This is a genomic window from Vibrio crassostreae 9ZC13 (genome assembly GCF_000272045.2).
GTDB classification, from domain to species: domain Bacteria; phylum Pseudomonadota; class Gammaproteobacteria; order Enterobacterales; family Vibrionaceae; genus Vibrio; species Vibrio crassostreae_C.
In genome coordinates, this window is record NZ_AJYZ02000019.1 from 353,662 (window position 1) to 370,490 (window position 16,829).

14 protein-coding genes are annotated in these 16,829 nt (G+C 44.8%); 9 read left to right on the forward strand and 5 right to left on the reverse strand.

Translation table 11 applies throughout. From position 1 onward, the window contains the following. Window positions 1–111: 111 nt before the first annotated feature. From A136_RS02995 to A136_RS03010, 4 genes are all read right to left on the reverse strand, one after another. Window positions 112–765, reverse strand: a complete 654-nt coding sequence (locus tag A136_RS02995; RefSeq protein ID WP_017064437.1) for a hypothetical protein — start codon at window positions 763–765, stop codon at window positions 112–114. Further along, window positions 758–1,297, reverse strand: a complete 540-nt coding sequence (locus A136_RS03000) for a YaeQ family protein (RefSeq protein WP_017061727.1) — start codon at window positions 1,295–1,297, stop codon at window positions 758–760. Before A136_RS03000 ends, A136_RS02995 begins: the two co-directional genes overlap by 8 nt. Window positions 1,298–1,414: 117 nt before the next feature. Then, window positions 1,415–1,624: a cold-shock protein gene (locus A136_RS03005; RefSeq protein WP_010430417.1), complete on the reverse strand. Its 210-nt coding sequence runs from the start codon at window positions 1,622–1,624 to the stop codon at window positions 1,415–1,417. A 448-nt stretch (window positions 1,625–2,072) separates the two neighbouring features. Next, on the reverse strand, window positions 2,073–3,158 hold the full coding sequence (locus tag A136_RS03010) for a PQQ-dependent sugar dehydrogenase (protein WP_017064438.1): 1,086 nt from the start codon (window positions 3,156–3,158) through the stop codon (window positions 2,073–2,075). Window positions 3,159–3,428: 270 nt separating this feature from the next. On the opposite strand from A136_RS03010, the gene A136_RS03015 reads away from it, so the two are divergent. From A136_RS03015 to A136_RS03055, 9 genes are all read left to right on the forward strand, one after another. Beyond that, window positions 3,429–4,622 carry a multidrug effflux MFS transporter gene (locus tag A136_RS03015; RefSeq protein ID WP_017064439.1) on the forward strand — a complete coding sequence of 398 codons (1,194 nt, stop codon included), beginning with the start codon at window positions 3,429–3,431 and terminating at the stop codon, window positions 4,620–4,622. Between the two features lie 478 nt (window positions 4,623–5,100). Further along, window positions 5,101–5,913 (forward strand): crotonase/enoyl-CoA hydratase family protein, encoded by an 813-nt coding sequence (locus A136_RS03020; protein WP_017064440.1) that lies wholly within the window; start codon window positions 5,101–5,103, stop codon window positions 5,911–5,913. A 93-nt stretch (window positions 5,914–6,006) separates the two neighbouring features. After that, window positions 6,007–7,197 carry an OmpP1/FadL family transporter gene (locus tag A136_RS03025; protein ID WP_017064441.1) on the forward strand — a complete coding sequence of 397 codons (1,191 nt, stop codon included), beginning with the start codon at window positions 6,007–6,009 and terminating at the stop codon, window positions 7,195–7,197. Then, the gene (locus tag A136_RS03030; RefSeq protein WP_017064442.1) at window positions 7,197–7,886 is read left to right on the forward strand and encodes a hypothetical protein; all 690 of its coding nucleotides are present in this window, start codon (window positions 7,197–7,199) and stop codon (window positions 7,884–7,886) included. Before A136_RS03025 ends, A136_RS03030 begins: the two co-directional genes overlap by 1 nt. Window positions 7,887–8,173: 287 nt before the next feature. After that, complete coding sequence (locus A136_RS03035; protein WP_032546839.1) at window positions 8,174–9,286, forward strand: NADH:flavin oxidoreductase; 1,113 nt, start codon at window positions 8,174–8,176, stop codon at window positions 9,284–9,286. A gap of 419 nt (window positions 9,287–9,705) precedes the next feature. Continuing rightward, window positions 9,706–10,224, forward strand: coding sequence for a CatB-related O-acetyltransferase (locus A136_RS03040; protein ID WP_017064444.1), 519 nt, complete (start codon window positions 9,706–9,708; stop codon window positions 10,222–10,224). 178 nt (window positions 10,225–10,402) lie between these two features. After that, a complete protein-coding gene (locus tag A136_RS03045) occupies window positions 10,403–12,049 on the forward strand; it encodes an ABC transporter transmembrane domain-containing protein (protein WP_017064445.1) in 1,647 nt (548 codons plus the stop codon). Further along, entirely contained in the window at window positions 12,046–14,298 is a 2,253-nt protein-coding gene (locus tag A136_RS03050) for an ABC transporter transmembrane domain-containing protein (RefSeq protein WP_017064446.1), read from the forward strand. Before A136_RS03045 ends, A136_RS03050 begins: the two co-directional genes overlap by 4 nt. Further along, a complete protein-coding gene (locus A136_RS03055; protein WP_017061737.1) occupies window positions 14,291–15,604 on the forward strand; it encodes an HlyD family type I secretion periplasmic adaptor subunit in 1,314 nt (437 codons plus the stop codon). The genes A136_RS03050 and A136_RS03055 overlap by 8 nt, the downstream gene beginning before the upstream one ends. A 238-nt stretch (window positions 15,605–15,842) precedes the next feature. Here the strand turns inward: A136_RS03055 and A136_RS03060 are convergent. Next, window positions 15,843–16,829: VCBS domain-containing protein (locus A136_RS03060; protein ID WP_029235216.1), on the reverse strand; the 987-nt coding region annotated here is incomplete at its 5' end.

Genomic DNA, 16,829 nt, shown 5'->3' on the forward strand with positions numbered 1-16,829 from the left:
AATGAACGTAATAGGGAATCTGTTGCGGCCAAGCAGAAAAAGCACGCTCTATATCTTAACGTTTGTTGAAAGCATATAGAGCGTAACTAGAATCAGTCGCTGGTGGAGTGCTTAAGAAAGGTTAAACAAACGCTTTAAGTGGTGAACAATACCGGATGGCTTGTTCTCGGCTTGATAGATGCTCAAACCATCGTAAAAACTCGCCATGAACTCTACGCGAATCTTATCATCACTGCTTCTCGATATACGAGACAGTAGCGTAGCGGCTACAGCTGCGTGATCATTGGCTAGGCTGTAATCCATTCCTAGTCGTCCTTGAATGAACAACCACAAATGCGTGACTAGTTTTAACTGTTGAGCGTTAGAGTTTTGTAACTTGTCGCTGTGCTCAGTTCCCACTGTATTATCGAATACATTTTGCATCGCCTCATTCGCTTCTTTATTGCTTTCAAAGCGATAGCTTGCATCGATATGTACCTTGGTTAGCAAGCCAAGCAACGTCTGACGTGCAGAGTTCTCCGGCTTGTTCTCGCAAGCGTGTTTAAACAAAGCGTGGTTTTCATCAATAAATGACGACAGCTCTTTCTCGTAGCCTGTCGAGAGCGCTTTGACTGAACCTAAACCTGCTTCTTTTAAACACTGGTGAAGCTTGGTTCTAGCTTGTTGTTTAGCTTTGATTTCTTGCTGCGCGTCGGCTTGTTGCTTGGCTTCTTCTAGCTGGCTAGCTGCTGTTTGCGAATTATTCGGGGTTGGACGCTCAGTCATTACTCTGTAGCTCTTCCCACGTTACTTCTGCCGATTGAGTATCGCTGTTAATGAAAGCAGAGTTACCCGTCAGCATGACTGAAAGATCCATCGTACGTTGTGTCATCGCCGCTAGCTGCTCAATACCATCGTTGTCTAGACGAACGATCTGAGCTTTTAGGTAGCCGAATTTACCTTTGTTCTGCTCCCACCAAACGTTTGATTTAGTGTTGAAGCTGAATACGCGTACTGATTTAGATAGGCGAGTTGCCTTCTTAACACGCTCTGGATCGGGTTCGCCCACATCGACCCATTCTAGGATTTGATCGTCTAACGACTTCTGCCATAAATCGGGTTCTTCAATGCTAGACAACCCTTTAGTGAACTCAAGTTCAGGAGACGCATTGATACAGAAAGCCATGATTCGAGCCATCATTCGCTGTTCTGTTTCAGAAGGGTGTTGTGCAACCGTTAGATTGAAAGAGTCGTAATAGTCGCGATTCATATCGGTTAAAGAGATACGAAACTTGTAGATTGTCGGTTTAAGAGCCATTGAGAGGGTGTCTTAGGTAGAAATAGTGAAGGGGAATATTACCTTAAATCTCTGAATAGCGGGTAAAAAAATAGCCAGCAGAGGCTGGCTATTTTTAGAAAGCTTTAAAATACTAGATTAAAGTACTTTGATGCTGTCAGCTTGTGGGCCTTTTTGACCTTGAGATACTACGAACTCAACTTTTTGGCCTTCAGCAAGAGTTTTGAAACCGTCGCCAGTGATAGCAGAGAAGTGTGCGAATACGTCTGGGCCGTTTTCTTGTTGAATGAAGCCGAAGCCTTTAGTTTCGTTGAACCATTTTACTGTACCAGTAACTGTGTTAGACATGATGATATCCTAAAATTAAATTTTTATTTTGAGCCAATTGTGGCACTGATAGCGTGGAAAAGTTTATTGCTATTGCGTACAACACAACGGGGTTACTAGTAATCCAACGAAATGTTTATATACAAAGAACTTTCTTTCTAGCCGGGAACGAGTCTAAATCAAATCAGGGGATAGTCAATCGAATACATAGGGAAAGGTTGCAGAAACTTGGGGGTAGTCAAACTTTGCATTCCTTAAATATCATGGAGTTACAGTTGTATGGTGATTTGTTGTAGTTTTTGTGAAAAAGGTGGTCGAAATTGATGACGAATTTGGAGTAAATGCACTGTTTTAGCGCATTCATTTTTGCAAATTTAAAGCCGCTAACTGGGCGTTGAGCCCACTTTTAACGGCTTATATTTATAAATGTCGTTGTAAGGTAAGTGCCTTTACTTGAACGAGGTCTCGGCTACTTTTTCAAGCGGTACAGGTTGCCATTATCAGTGCTGAAGAAGATGTCTCCGTTTGGTGAAGTTTCGATGTCTCTTACCCTTTCGCCCAAGTCCTCTAAAATGCGTTCTTCCTCGATTGCCTCACCTTGTTCATTGACTGTCACAATATTGATGTGAGTAAGTTTTAGTGCGCCAGCCAGCAGTTTGCCTTTCAGCTCTGGGTACTTATCGCCTTGGTAAACAATCAAGCTCCCCGGAGCGATTGAAGGAACATAGACTTTTTTTGGCGCTTCAATACCATCTTTGGTTTCCGATTCGCCAACGCTGATAGGGCCCCAATACTCTTTTCCGTGTGAGGTGACAGGCCACCCATAGTTGGCACCCGCTTTTATTAGGTTAATTTCATCACCACCGCGAGGGCCGTGTTCAATCGACCAAAGCTTTTGAGTCGGGAAATCGTAATACAGACCTTGTGGATTACGATGGCCAAAGCTCCAAATTTCATTGAGCACTTTGTTGTTATCCGTGAATGGGTTATCACTTGGTGTGCTTCCATCGGCATTCAGTCGTAATATTGATCCGGCGTGAGTCATGGTGTCTTGGCCGTTGTCTCGATCACCTCGATCACCGATTGAAAAATACAGGTGGCTATCATCAAAGGTGATACGGCTACCAAAGTGACGTCCTGTGTCCGTTCTGGATTTAGTTACAAACACGTCTGTCCAATTGATGACTTCATTATTGCTGTAATTAGCAGAAGCCAGTGTTGTTACGCCTTCATCATCGATGTCTTTACTGTAAGTGACGTAGAACTTTCCGTTTTCAAAAGGGGAAAGTGCGATATCTAATAATCCACCTTGGCCTTTCGCCCATACATTGGGCAGCCTGAAGAGTGTGTGTTGATCGCCAGTTTTTAAATCGACATGTTTAATGACGCCTGATTTTTCTGTGACTAGCATGGACTTATCGTTGACATAAGCCAGTCCCCAAGGGATCACGAGTCCGTCGGTGATCTTCTCTGCCTGCCAAGCAAAGGCTGACGTTACAGGACCTGAGGCAAGCAGCGCCAAAGCACATGAAAAAATACGGTGATGAGTGTTCATTGAAGTCCCTTGATTATGAGCATCTAGTGTTAGTCTAGCGCTTGTGGCCGATAGGCGGAAAGCCGAGGTTGCTGAAAAGTGACTATTCACATATTTAGTTGAACGCCTATTGTATGATTATACAAGCTCACGTATGTTTACTCTGCCTTTCTCTATTTGATCCTGTCGGAGCATTATGAACAACTCACCAGCAGCATTTTCGCTATTTTCTCAGTTTTTATGTTGTGAGTTAGATACGCACGATTTTTCTTCGAACGGACCTATTAAACGATGAGTCGTGGATTTGATTTTAAATCGATCTTACTTGCGTGTTTGGTCATCAGTATCGGCCAGTTCAGTATGGGCTTGGTGTTTCCTTCTTTACCTTGGATCGCCAAAGACTTTGATGTCTCGCTAGAGCAAGCTCAGCTTTTGGTGAGTGTGTATTTATTGGGCTTTGGTCCTTCCCAGTTTATTTATGGCCCTATTTCCGATGCTTTGGGACGCAAGAAGGTACTGCTAAGCGGTTTGTTGATTGCCATGCTTGGGTTATTGATGATCATCTTCTTCAGCCATTCGTTTACTAGCATGGTGATGGGGCGATTCCTGCAAGGCTTAGGAACCGGTTGTTGCGCGGTACTTGCTCGTGCTTCTACGCGAGACAGATTCAGTGGGGCAGACTTGCCTTTGGCGATGTCTTACATTGCTATGGTTGCGTCTATAACACCTTTGATCGCGCCCGTTATCGGTGGATTCATTAACTTCCATTTTGGCTGGAGCATGGTGTTTATCTCGCTACTTGGCTATGTCTCATTAGCTTGGGTGGTGTTAGCGTTCAAATTTAAGGAAACCGTCACTCAGGTTTCGGCGATCCCTTCGCCTAAGAGAATGGTTTCTCAATATAAAGAGCTACTCACTTCTCGTTATTTTATGAGCTTTGCGAGTATCGGTTGGCTTAACTTTAGCTTGATGATCACTACTGTGTCAGTGATGCCGTTTATCATGCAAAATCAGATTGGCATGACATCAGATGAATACGCGATGTGGGCGGTGATTCCTGCATTAGGCATGCTTGGCGGAACAAGCTTATGTAACCGTATTCGCCCTATGCTGGGCAACAAGAAAACTCTGTTATGCACTCCTGTATTGCACGTTGCTGCGGCCTTGTGGCTGTTCTTCTGTCCACTCGAACCTTTGTATCTCATGCTTGGCCAGTTCTTGATGATCCTTGGTAATGGTATTGCGTTACCTTGTGCTCAGGCGTTAGTGATGTTGCCTTATAAGAAGAACGCTGGCGCGGCGGCTGCGATGTCTGGTGGCGGGCAGATGGTGGTGTCTTCAATGGTGAGTATGGGCCTGGTTCAGTTAGGGTTAGGGGAAGCGTGGCATTTATCGCTCGTTATCATGCTGTTCACATTGATTACCCTGTTTAACATTTTGCGTGGTTTCAGTAGCCAAGAAGCGAGAGAGTCTCAGCTCAGTTAGTTGCTTAGGTAATTAGCTAGCTGCCTGGCTAGTAGGAACGAGAAGGCCATTGAAATGATGAATTTCAATGGCCTTTTTAATGTTCAGCGCTTTGGTTTAAGTTACCAGAATATATGCTATTTTCTGACTGCTTAGGGCAAGTGGTAGTGTTCCGAGCGCAGCTTGCGGCAGGGACGTTAGTTTCCATTATTGCTGGCAGCTACTTTATCTTCTTGCTACTGAAATCTCGAAGAACATAGGTTTTGCTCATGACCGAAAGCCATTGCTAATCAAAGCTACTGGCAATCAAAGCCATTGGCGATAAAAGCTACGGATGAAAAGCAGTGAATGGAGCGATCCATCACTGCTTTTTTGTTGATGTCGTTTGTGTAAAGGGAAAGACGTTAAGCAACACAGGTCTCGCTTCTTAATGTGCAAGTTTGGCATATGTTAATAAAATGTATAACCTAAAGGTCTGACCACTGATAAGGTAGCCACCATGCCAAACCTCGATCGTATTACTTGTTCTATCGATGAAAACCAAATTGCGACGGTTGTGTTGAATCGACCCGATAAGCTCAATGCTATTGATATGGCAATGTTTCAAGGCGTGAATAACATGGTGACTCAGCTGAAAAAGAACACCGAGATTCGTGCCGTAATAGTAAAAGGTGAGGGTTCTGATTTTTGTTCAGGGCTTGATGTTAAGTCCCTATTAACCAGTAAATCTGGGGCGATGAAGCTCTTGTTTAAATGGCTACCGACATTGCCTAACGCTGCACAACGCTTTTCATTGGGTTGGCGAGATATTCCATGCCCTGTCATTTTTGCGATTCATGGTCGTTGTTGGGGAGGCGGCCTGCAATTGGTCAGTGGGGGTGATTTTAGAATTGCTAGCCCGGATGCGAACTTCTCTATATTGGAAGCAAAGTGGGGTCTGATTCCAGACATGGGAGGCGCTATCGCTTTTAGAGAGCTGATGCGTAAAGATCACACCCTTGAAATGGCGATGACGGCCAAAGTGATCGACTGTGAAACCGCTAAAGAATATGGGTTGGTGACCAAGATTGCCGAAGATCCTTACGCTGAAGCCTATGCGTTGGCACTTGAGTGTGCGAATCGGTCGCCAGATGTCGTCGCTGCTAACAAGAAGCTCTACAACAAGACTTGGTGGTCAAGCCCGGGCATGGCTGTATTCTGCGAAACTTGGTATCAGATAAAGGTTGGGTTAGGTAAGAACAGGGCGATTGCTGCTCAACGTGAAATTCATCGAGACAAACCACGCCCTTACGTCGCCAGAAAGTTTAAATAGCGCTTGTACAGGAATAATGGATATTCCCTTTGTTTATTGAGCTTTGCGGTAACCTTAGAGCAATTTAATGTCTAAGGCTAAATGAGCGCTCTGATGAACAAAACTTTTACTTACTCTCTAGCTGCCACTGCAATTTTTACGAGCTTAAATGCATTCGCAAGTGGCCTGTTTTTGCAAGAAGCTGTCGTTGCCAACGCTGGTACTACTGGCGCTGGTGATGGTGTTTACACTCGATCTGCAGCGGCGATGTGGACAAACCCTGCCACTATGTCTCACATGGGCGAAAGCAAAACGACCATCAACACCATGGCATTCGATCTTGAAATGAAGTATCAAGATAACGGTGGTAATCCAGATGGTAAAGCTCATTCCGTAATGCCGTCATTTGGTGCCTTCCACGCTCATCAAGTCACAGACAAATTACACCTTGGTATCGCGCTTGGCGCTGTTGGCGGCTCTAGCCTTGATTACGGCAGTGATTGGGCGGGTGCTGCACTTCTAGAAGATATCACTCTTACTGCAATGCAAGTGAACCCATCACTGAGTTATAAGCTGAATGACCAATGGTCAGTAGGCGCGGGTGTGCAATTCAGTTGGGCTGCATTCCAACAAACAACGTCAATGCTTACTGCGAAGCAAGATACTGACTGGGCATACGGCTATAACCTTGGCGTAATGTACACACCGACAGATAAACTTAAGCTGGGCGCAAGTTACCGTTCTAAGCTAGAGCATGAGTTTAACAATGATGTAAATGGCGTTATTAACCAAGGCGTATTGAATTCATTATCAACTGATATTGCTTTACCTGAAATCATCGATGTCAGTGCGAGCTATGCTTTGAACTCTCAACTTGACCTGCTTGCTAGTATTCAGTTCCACCGTTGGAGTGAATGGGATACAACCGTTCTTGATTTTGGAATAGCAGGAAGTCCAATTAATGGTGTTCCGATTGAACGTGACTGGGATGACGTTTGGAAATTTGCGGTAGGTGCGGATTATCAATTGAATTCAGACTGGCGTTTGAAAGCTGGCTTCTCTTACGAAACTTCTCCGCAAGACGATCCGTCAATGCAATGGGTTGACCTTCCTGTGGGTGAACAGTACCGCTACTCAGTTGGCGCATCTACCTACTGGGACGACATCTTAATTGATGTGTTCTATGAATACGCTGATTTGGGTTCAGTTGAGATGGATCGATATGGTCGATTTGGTCAAGTTAATCTGTTGAATGGTTCGTTCGATGGCCGTATCCACTTTGTTGGTGTTAGCGCGACCTTCTAATGACATTACGTAATCTACTAATCATTACTTTAGTGTCTTTATTTTCAACGGGTGCTTTTGCTGAAGAGAAGCACCCTGATGATCCGACTAAAATCGTAACCAAAGCTGGCGTTGCTTATAACGAAGATCTGCAGTTCTCTGGGTCTATTGGGCTTGATGAAGCACGAATGATCAATGCTCGTGTTAACGCAGATGGCGAAGAATGGCGAATAGGCGGCTCATGGCTGTTGCCTATGGGTATTGTTAACTTCAACTTTAGCCGTTCTGAATATGACAACGATGCTTATAAGAACAACTACAGTATTGGTACGTTTATCCCACTGAGTTATTTCGACATTGAGCCGTTCGGTTGGCAAATCTTCCCTATGGCTGGGTACAGCTATAATGACGGCGAAGTAGCGGTTTTCGATGATGATAACGTTGGCTCTGACTATGTATTGATGCCGAGTGCAACACACGGTGGTTACATTGGCGCGTTTGGCTTAAAAACGATTACGGATGAATGGTCTATCATGGGCTTCGGTGGTGGTTCAATGGGCTCTGATGATTATTCAGGGTATTGGGCAGGCGGCGGTGCTAGCTACAAGTTGAGTGACGCTCAATCATTCAACTTCTTCACTATTTTTGCTGAGGACGATTTCGGTGAAAATAACAGTGTTGGCGCGTCTTACACCTATGAGTTCAAATAACTGTTAGCAGGCAGAAATTCGCAGGTGGACACCTCTCGTAAGAACCATTGACTTAGTCCAGATTAAATTGAACAAAGTCGCTTATTAAAACTTAGCGACTTTCTTTTGTTACCATTTCTCCAATCTTTTTTATCTCTTTTTGATGCTTTCTATATCTTTCTCACATGAGAGTGCCGCTCTCTTAATCTAGATTAAGTTTTCGCTGCCTTATTCTCTGTAGTATCCGCCTGAATCAGTGCCCATGCTTAATGGGTAACTTGCGTAACACGATTTTGAGAGGAAGACACTTGAGCACTTTGTTTACAGAAACCCACATTGGCAAGATGACACTAAAGAATCGCTTCATGAGAAGTGCAACGTGGGAAAATATGGCCACCGAAGATGGGCATATGACAGATAAACTGTACGCTATCTATGAAGAGTTGGCTCAAGGTGAAGTCGGCCTGATCGTGACGGGCTACGCGAACATTGTTGAAGAAGAAAAGCCGAATGCAGGCATGATGGGTATGTATAACGACTCATTCATTGAAGAGTATCAAAAGCTGACTCAACTGGTGCACGACAACGACTCTAAAATCGTGATGCAGTTGGCTTATGGTGGCACCAAAACCACGCATGACCTTGGCGAGCGAGTAATCTACGCACCAAGTGAGGTTCCAGAAAAAGGAACTCAAACTCTAGGCAAAGCGATGACCAAAGACGAGATCGACTACATTGTTGATGCGTTTGCTCAAGCGTCTTTGAGAGCACAGAAGTCAGGCTTTGATGGCGTTGAAATTCATGCCGCTCACACTTACCTGATTAACCAATTTCTAAGCCCTTATTACAACCAACGTGAAGATGAATACGGCGGTAGCTTAGAAAACCGCATGAGATTTTTGTTAGAGATCTATACCGCGACACGTAAGCTGGTGGGTGATGATTTCCCTATCTTGGTTAAGCTCACGGCATCCGAGTTTTTTGAAGGTGGCGTCACCTTTGAGGAAACACGTATTGTCTGTAAAAAGCTTGAACAAGTGGGTGTGGATGGCATTGTCGTGTCAGGCAATATTCATGGCAAAGCAGACACTATGATTGGCGAGTCGCACGATGGTTTTACCATTCAAGCTGAAGGCTACTTCCATGAGTATGGTCACGCGATTAGCCAAGACGTTAATATCCCAGTGATCACGGTTGGTGGTCTAACGGATTTTGATGCTATCGAAGCGATTGCAAACAACACGGGCATTGAGTACTTCGCGCTTTCAAGACCGCTGCTTTCTGAACCCCATTTAGTGAAGCGTTGGAAGGAAGGGGATAGAAGCCCTGTTGAATGCGAACGATGCTCTAAGTGTCGTACTAAGCGCGGTAACTTCTGCGTGGTGAATAAAGACAGAAAAGTACAGCTTGCACGCATGTAGTCGCTGAGCCCAGCTCCAAGCGAGCTCCGAAGTTTATAGCTGAGTCTAAGTTTGAGCCTGTGTAATCGCGCAGGCTCTTGTTCATTCCGTATTCCACGAAACGAAATTTGAAACCTTATTAATCACATCTTCCTGTCAAATTGGCGCGACTAAACAGTTACACTACGCCTGTAAATTATCCAACCAAGTTATCGATAAAAACTGAGCAAACTTTGAAACTACTTCCTCTTCTTAAGCAACCTCGAATCCACTGACGTCTCTTTAGTTTTAGCGATATTGCTATGATTTAAGCGTGATACTCACTATTCATCCCAGTGAACCCTGTGTTTATAGGGCGTTAGTTTGTGCACCTTGGATTTGCATCGTCGAACATTTTGATAGTTAACGAATAAAACTTAATAGATCATTCAGAGGTAAAAATGCAAAAGAAGCATTGGTCCAAATTCGAGTTGCTGCATGAAGTCGTAACCAACCCCAATATTCACGTAAAAGGTCAACACAGTTATTACAGCGATTGCTGGGATAATGGGTTCGAGCAATCTGTCGTCCGTTATTTACATGGCGACGAAGTCAGCCGCCAGTGGGAGCCTCGATGGGAAATCGACGATGCCTACATTGGCAAAGGTGACACTCACATTGAAGATGGGGTGTGGTTAGGCATGAGAGCGATGGTGATGCCCGGTGTGACGATTGGCGAAGGCGCTGTGGTTGCAGCGAATAGTGTGGTGACTAAAGACGTCGCTCCATACAGCATTATCGGTGGTTCTCCAGCTAAAGTCGTCAAATACCGCTTTGATGAGTCCGTTATTGACGAACTCATGTCATTCAAAATATACGAGTGGCCCTCAGATAAATTTGAAGCGCTGAAACCGTATTTATGTAACTCAGACTTTTCAAAGTTAAAGCAGGCGATAACGGATTACGACAATTGTTTGTAAGGAGCACTTGTAACGAGCGTTTGTAAGGAGCGTTTTTAAGGTACGGGTATAGCCACAGATTTGTGTAGAAAGATCTGTGTCATATTTATATTGAAAAACACGTTAAATCAGTCCGTTACCTTGCAATACTCAACATGGTGTACCAATCTTATTTCATAAGCATGGATAAGGATTGTGTATGCCCGCAAGTTCAATGAAAAACAAAGGGGTGGTGGGGAAAGTCTTACTGCCTTCTTTACTCATAAATCTTCTCTCTCTCGCCGTTCCGTTAACGGTTTTGCAAATTTACGATCGTATTTTACCTAACCAAAGTTACGGTACTGCCACTTTGTTGTTGGCGGGTGCAGCGTTGGCTGTTGCCATGGAAGCATTGATCCGGTTTGTGCGTACTTGGCTTTTGTCAGCCGCGGCCAGCAATACCGAGAAAGCGACCTATCAAACTTTGGTTGAAAGAGTAACAACGGCTTCATCAGGCCATCTCCGCCACATTGGTGTTGGCGGCGTGGAAGAGGGGCTTGGTTCTGTATCCAAAGTCAAAGATTGGTATTCCGGTGGTGTGATTGCAGGCTTTATTGATTTGCCTTTTGCCTTGATCTTCTTGGGCTTGGTGGCTTACATCGGCGGTGAGCTGGTGGCGATACCTTTGGCAGTTTGGCTGATTACTCTCGGAATCGTTTGGTTATCTTCTATTCGCGTTAAAAGTCTAAGTGAAGAAGCTTCCCAAGATGAGCAGGAGCGAAAAGCGTTCTTGATTTTACTGAGCCAAACCATTCAAGGAATCAAACGTCAGGCTGTTGAGTCTCGAATCTTCAATCAGTTTAAATCCCTCAATAACGTTCGCTCTCAGTCTAAAGCGAGAGAAGAAGAACAGAACGCCTTTGCCCAAGAATGTATTCAGCTTGCCGCATTAGCCACGTCAGTTTTACTCGTAATTACGGGGAGCTTGTGGGTGTTGGATGGTCAGTTAACTACTGGTGGCTTGGCGGCATGTTCTATCTTATCTGGCAGAGCGGTTGCGCCTTTGAGTGTTCTGGTTGGGGTTAGAATCAAGCTTAATTCAATACACAGTGCCAATCAGGCAATAGAAAAATTGAGTGACTTATCATTATCGGAATCTTCAGATTCTGAGCAAGTTGAGAACCACTTATCTGACTTTGAGACGTTGGAAATCAAGCAAGCGACCGTTGAAAGATATGGTGAACTCTCTCATGCAGATGTCACACTGAATAAAGGTGAGTTGGTTTTGTTAGAGAGTGAGGATCGCCACACCAACAGTCATTTATTGTCGTCGATTGCAGGTATTGATGATCTAAAAGCGGGTGAGTGCTTCATTAACGGAGCTGCAGTTTCAATCGCATCCGTAACCAATATTGCTGCCTACTGTGGCGTTAAAGGGCAGTTGGTGTCGGGTACTATTCTCGACAACTTGTGCGGGTTTGACCCTGAGAAAACGCAAAGCGCCAGTGACTATGCAAAGCGTTTGGGTTTAACCAAAGAGATTACTCGATTACCCGATGGACTAGAGACAAAAATTGGCCATACGAGTGCTTCTTTGTTGAGTATGGGTAACGTGAAAATGCTCAATATCGCGGCTCAATTGGCAAGTGATAAACCCATAATCATGTTGGAAAGGCCGGATTCTTCACTTGATTTAGACGCCCTTGGGAATCTAGCTAAGGTGTTGGAAGAAGAAGTAACGGCAGGACGCACGATACTGATGGTGAGCTACCATTCGAAGCTTCGCGAATTTGCTAATCGAATCATTACAGTGGAAAGTCGAGCTATTACGGTCGACAGCGAGAGCAATCAGGAGGCCGTCGTATGAATCGTTTAGATATTGGTAACCCTTCAGGTACGAACAACCGTGCAGATACCAGCGGTCGACAAGAGGTGATGAATCATTTAGAAACCGAGAGCCTTTCCGTTCTTAAGCAGTTGGAAGTTAATGCTAATATCCAGTTGTTCGCACATCAATGGGTCGATGAAAATGGCATTGAATCAATCGACGATATGTTTGCCTTGTTCGACAGGCTTGCACTGCCTTATCGCTTGGTTGCCAACCTAGATGAAGTTGGTGAACATAAATTGGTCTTACTGGTACTTGGTGAACATGAGCTGGTCTCTGGTCATTTGGAATCCAAGCAATTTGTTGCCTTTAATGCCAATAACGACATCACCGATGTCCCTCAGTTTTGTATTGTTATCGAAGGGCCACCATTAGAGAAGGCCTCTCCTGATTGGGTTGGTGAAAGGTTACATGCGTTTCGCCCCATCATTCCTAAATTGTTATTGGTCAGCTTTATCACTAACTTATTTGCGCTTGCTGTTCCCTTCATCACGATGTCGATTTATGACCATGTGATTGGTGGTGATGCAGGGCATGAGTTGCAAGGTATCGCCATTGGCGCGGCGTTGTTGTTTGTGATGATGGGTTGGTTGAGAACATTACGTAGCCGAGTGTTTGCTTCAGTTTCCAACCGAGTAAGTCGTGAGATTTCTCAATCCCTCGTGCAGCGTCTGCTTCGTAATAGCTATGCTCAAAATCAGCAAACAGCTTCTTCTAGTCAGCAAAACCAAGTGATGTTGTCAGAGCGTATTTCAGGTGTGCTATCGGGGCCATTAGGAAATGCGTTATTTGACCTACCATTCATTCTAATTTTTGTACTAGCGATAGGAGTTTTAGGCGGATGGTTGGTACTGGTTCCAGTCGTCTCTTTAATCCTTTATTACTTGCTAGCAAAACGCTCGATACGCTCTAGCAGCAAGCGCTCGATGCAATCGACAGTCGCAGGTACGAATCGTCAAAACATGACTAATGAGCTGTCATCCAAGCTTGCCTTTATTCGCAGTGCTGGATTCTCAGAGCACTGGATTCAACGTTTCAAAAAAGCCAATCTTCTTGCTTCAACAGTGACCTTTAATCAATCGGTTCTCCAGAGTCGGTACACCTCGATTTACTATTTCATTGGTGTGGGCTCGACACTCGCCGTGATGGGGTTAGGCATAGGACTTATTTTTGAACAAGTGATGACGCCCGGTGGTTTGATTGCTTCAATGATGTTGATATCTAAGGTGACGGGTCCTGCTCAGGTGTTGGCAAACAGCGCGATGCGTTTTAATAGCTTTAATCAATCCAAGCTGCAAGTGAACCGTATTTTGTCTCAGCCGTCTGAGCGTGAATTCAGTTACCAGCATCACCCGTTACCCGTGGTAGCGCCTAACTTGAAATTAGACCAAGTGACGCTGCGCTATCCCAAACAGAGTCGCCCCGCTTTGAATGGTGTGAGTTTTGATATTGAAGCCGGTGAAGTTGTCGCGATTACCGGCCCTTCTGGGAGCGGTAAATCAACATTAATTGAAGTGCTGTCTGGCTTGCAGCCTATCCAAAATGGCATGGTCGAGCTTGAAGGCGTTAACCTCGTTCAATACGACCCGCAGCTTTATCGCCACTGGTGTTTCATTCGAGCCGCATATCCTGATTTGCTTACGCTGAGTATTCGAGAGTGGCTAAACGACGGTCACAAAGTCGAAGATCAGAAAATGATCTCTGCAATTGAAATGGTCGGCGGAAAGCGTTGGTTCGAGACATTATCAGGTGGGCTCGATACTTCCATCAGCAGTATTCAGCCGGACAGCCTTTTTGACATGTTGTCTGGCAGCGTCGCGCAGATCCTAATTGATGCAAAAGCGCTGGTTTATGACTACCCAATGTTCTTAATGGATAATCCTGTGCCTGATGCTCACCCAAATGCTAAACGTATATTTGGTGAGTTTGTGCAGTCGAAAAAAGGAAAAGCAACGGTGATTTACACGTCCCACGATCCGGATTTAATCAAGCTTGCCGATAAAGTGGTGGTATTAAATGAAGGTGCAGTGGTTTATGCCGGTCCATTAGAGCCGGAGCAGTCTTCGAAGCAGGAACAGCCTTCAGAGCCTCAAGCTTCTCAAGAACCGCAGTTATCTGAGCAACCGTTATCTCAAGAGCTACAGCCGTCAACTCAAGAGGCGTCTGCTCAACAAAATGCAGCCCAACAAGAACAATCAGAGTCTAAGCAAGGAGTCGCTAATGACTAAACAATCTATCGAGAAGGGCAAGCGCTACGGTGAGCTTGTTGAATCACAAAATACGGCTCGTACATTGGCGCTGGCCACATGGTCGGTTGCCTTATGTGTTATTGCTTTTGCCACTTGGTCTGTAGTCACTCAAGTTGATGAAATCGCCAAAGCCAAAGGTGCTGTGATTCCGGAAGGCGAGAAGCAAGTATTACAAAGTGCGATTGGCGGTAAGTTAAAGCAAATTCTTGTTAAAGAAGGCCAGTTGGTAGAGAAAGGCCAGCCGCTTGTTGAGTTTGATGCCACTTTCCAGCGTACCGCCCTTGAAGAGCTAAAGTCCCAACAAGTGACGCTTCTAGCCAGTGTGGAACGTATGAATGCGTTGCTTGAGCAACGTGAGCCTAACCTTGCTGAGTTTGAGGTCGATTACCCAGAGATCGTCAGCCAGCAAAAAGCGCAGCTGAACGCGCAAAAAGCCCTCTACTTCCAAAAGCGTGTGGTGCTTGAGAAAGAGAGCGAGCAAATTGCAGAGCAGCTTCGTAGCGTAGAAAAGGCCTTGCCGAGTTATGAGAAAGAGTTAAATGCGACTAAGCAAGAGTTGAACATACTGGAGAAGGGTTATAAAGCGGGTAACATTTCACGTTTACGTGTGCTTGAAATGCGACAAAAATTGGCCAGTATCGAACAGAAAATCGAAGAAGCTCGTGGTAAGAAGTCGGTATTGATTAGACAAGCTGACAGTAATGACCAAAAAATCATACAGCTTCTGGCGGAAGCGAAAGCTAAAGTGAGCGATGATCGTTCTAAAGCCGTATCTGACTTATCAGCATTGAATGCTAGAGTTCGTTCAAGCCAAGCTAAATTGACGAACACTATGTTAGTGTCACCGCTACAAGGCTTGGTGCAAAGCATACCAAGCACGCAGGATGGTGGTGTTATTCAGCCGGGTGGCACGGTAGTTGAAATTGTGCCTGTCGGAGGGAACGCTGACTTCAAAGCACGTTTGTCCCCAAGAGATATTGGTTTTGTGAGTGTTGGGCAGCCCACTCGAGTCAAGATTGATGCGTTTGATTACAGCCGCTTTGGGGCTTTAAAAGGGGCGGTAGAGAGTATTTCACCGACCACAAGTCAAAGCGAACGTGGCGAGATCTATTATGAAGTTGTAGTGTCGGTTGATACGCCTTACTTCCGTGATAACCCTGAAAGCTTTTCCATACTGCCGGGTATGACGGGTGAAGTAGACATCACAACTGGCGAGAAGTCGGTGTTCCAATACTTATGGAAACCGATTTATACCAATGTTAGCGTGGCGTTTGGTGAGCGTTAGTTTCTTTTTATAACTTCATTTAAAATAATCACACATAAAAAAGGAACGCTATCTAGCGTTCCTTTTTTGGGTTTACATTTATACCCAAGCCACTAAATAACTGTTCAACTTGCTTGTTAAAAGAAGCTATTTCAGCGCTGAATATTTCGTAAATGGAGTAATCTTTACATCAATGTTCGCCTTTAACTCACTCCTTTTTCATACCCAATGTTTAATCACTTTATTAGTAGAAATGGTATTAATTATTGGGATCAATATCTGCTAGATTATCGACTTGCTGATGCTGATCATCATGTTGGTTGTCGTGACCATTATCATGTTGATGACTTTCATCTGTAACTGCATCAGAAACATCAATATGTATACCATGTTCATCAACGAGTGACGCTTGCTCGCTTTGCGCCCAAACAAGATCCATGTCAGCGGGTTGATGTTGCAGCTCATTTTCTATTGCGTGATGTGTTGGTGTGATACCAAGGGCATCAAGGTAAGCATTTGCGCCATTCATTGAGGCATCATTCTCATGACCACTTTGTATTGCGTCGGCACTGTCCAATTGGTTAGATTCATCGTCATTCGTGATGGCGATATCCACCTCAACGCTAAACTCCTCACTGTTAACTTGCTCAAAATCAGGAGCGTCATGTTGGATAGGAGAATCAGGTACTAAGTTAGTCGTTGCGCCCGTGTGAGTCACACCACCGTGAGCATCTTTAACGTCATAGCTGAAGTGTACATCGCCGTTATAGTCTTTTTCTGGGGTAAAGGTAAATGTGCCATCGGCATTTAACGCAATAGCACCATGGTCAGCCTGTAGGTTTTCAATGGATAATTTACCAATATCGTTGTCGTCAACATCGCTAGAATTGGCCAGTAGCTGTGCTGGGGTGAGGACTATTTGGGTATCTTCCAAGCCATTCGCTAAACGCACTTCAGCCGATGCGACGGGAGCATCATTGGTGCCATGAACGGCCACTGTAATATCTTTTTTAGCACTGCCATCGATAGATTCAACGGTAAAGGTTTGCTGGAAGCTTTCCCCTGCGCCTAAATGTTGGACTTTATCATTGTCAATATCGTATGACCATTGGCCCTGTGCGTTGATATTGAACCGACCACCTTCGGCGGTAGTGATGGTTTGTGCGATAAAACCGGCTTGATCGTGATCCGGGTCAATGACCTGTAACGTGCCACCACTGCTGAGTTGACTGGTGGTATTGCCAAA

Excerpts from the sequence above, each read along its gene's own strand:
- A136_RS03025 (WP_017064441.1), top strand. The coding sequence starts at position 6,007 with ATGAACAAAACTTTTACTTACTCTCTAGCTGCCACTGCAATTTTTACG.
- A136_RS03045 (WP_017064445.1), top strand. The coding sequence starts at position 10,403 with ATGCCCGCAAGTTCAATGAAAAACAAAGGGGTGGTGGGGAAAGTCTTA.
- A136_RS03005 (WP_010430417.1), bottom strand. The coding sequence starts at position 1,624 with ATGTCTAACACAGTTACTGGTACAGTAAAATGGTTCAACGAAACTAAA.
- A136_RS03010 (WP_017064438.1), bottom strand. The coding sequence starts at position 3,158 with ATGAACACTCATCACCGTATTTTTTCATGTGCTTTGGCGCTGCTTGCC.
- A136_RS03055 (WP_017061737.1), top strand. The coding sequence starts at position 14,291 with ATGACTAAACAATCTATCGAGAAGGGCAAGCGCTACGGTGAGCTTGTT.
- A136_RS02995 (WP_017064437.1), bottom strand. The coding sequence starts at position 765 with ATGACTGAGCGTCCAACCCCGAATAATTCGCAAACAGCAGCTAGCCAG.
- A136_RS03000 (WP_017061727.1), bottom strand. The coding sequence starts at position 1,297 with ATGGCTCTTAAACCGACAATCTACAAGTTTCGTATCTCTTTAACCGAT.
- A136_RS03040 (WP_017064444.1), top strand. The coding sequence starts at position 9,706 with ATGCAAAAGAAGCATTGGTCCAAATTCGAGTTGCTGCATGAAGTCGTA.
- A136_RS03020 (WP_017064440.1), top strand. The coding sequence starts at position 5,101 with ATGCCAAACCTCGATCGTATTACTTGTTCTATCGATGAAAACCAAATT.
- A136_RS03015 (WP_017064439.1), top strand. The coding sequence starts at position 3,429 with ATGAGTCGTGGATTTGATTTTAAATCGATCTTACTTGCGTGTTTGGTC.
- A136_RS03030 (WP_017064442.1), top strand. The coding sequence starts at position 7,197 with ATGACATTACGTAATCTACTAATCATTACTTTAGTGTCTTTATTTTCA.
- A136_RS03050 (WP_017064446.1), top strand. The coding sequence starts at position 12,046 with ATGAATCGTTTAGATATTGGTAACCCTTCAGGTACGAACAACCGTGCA.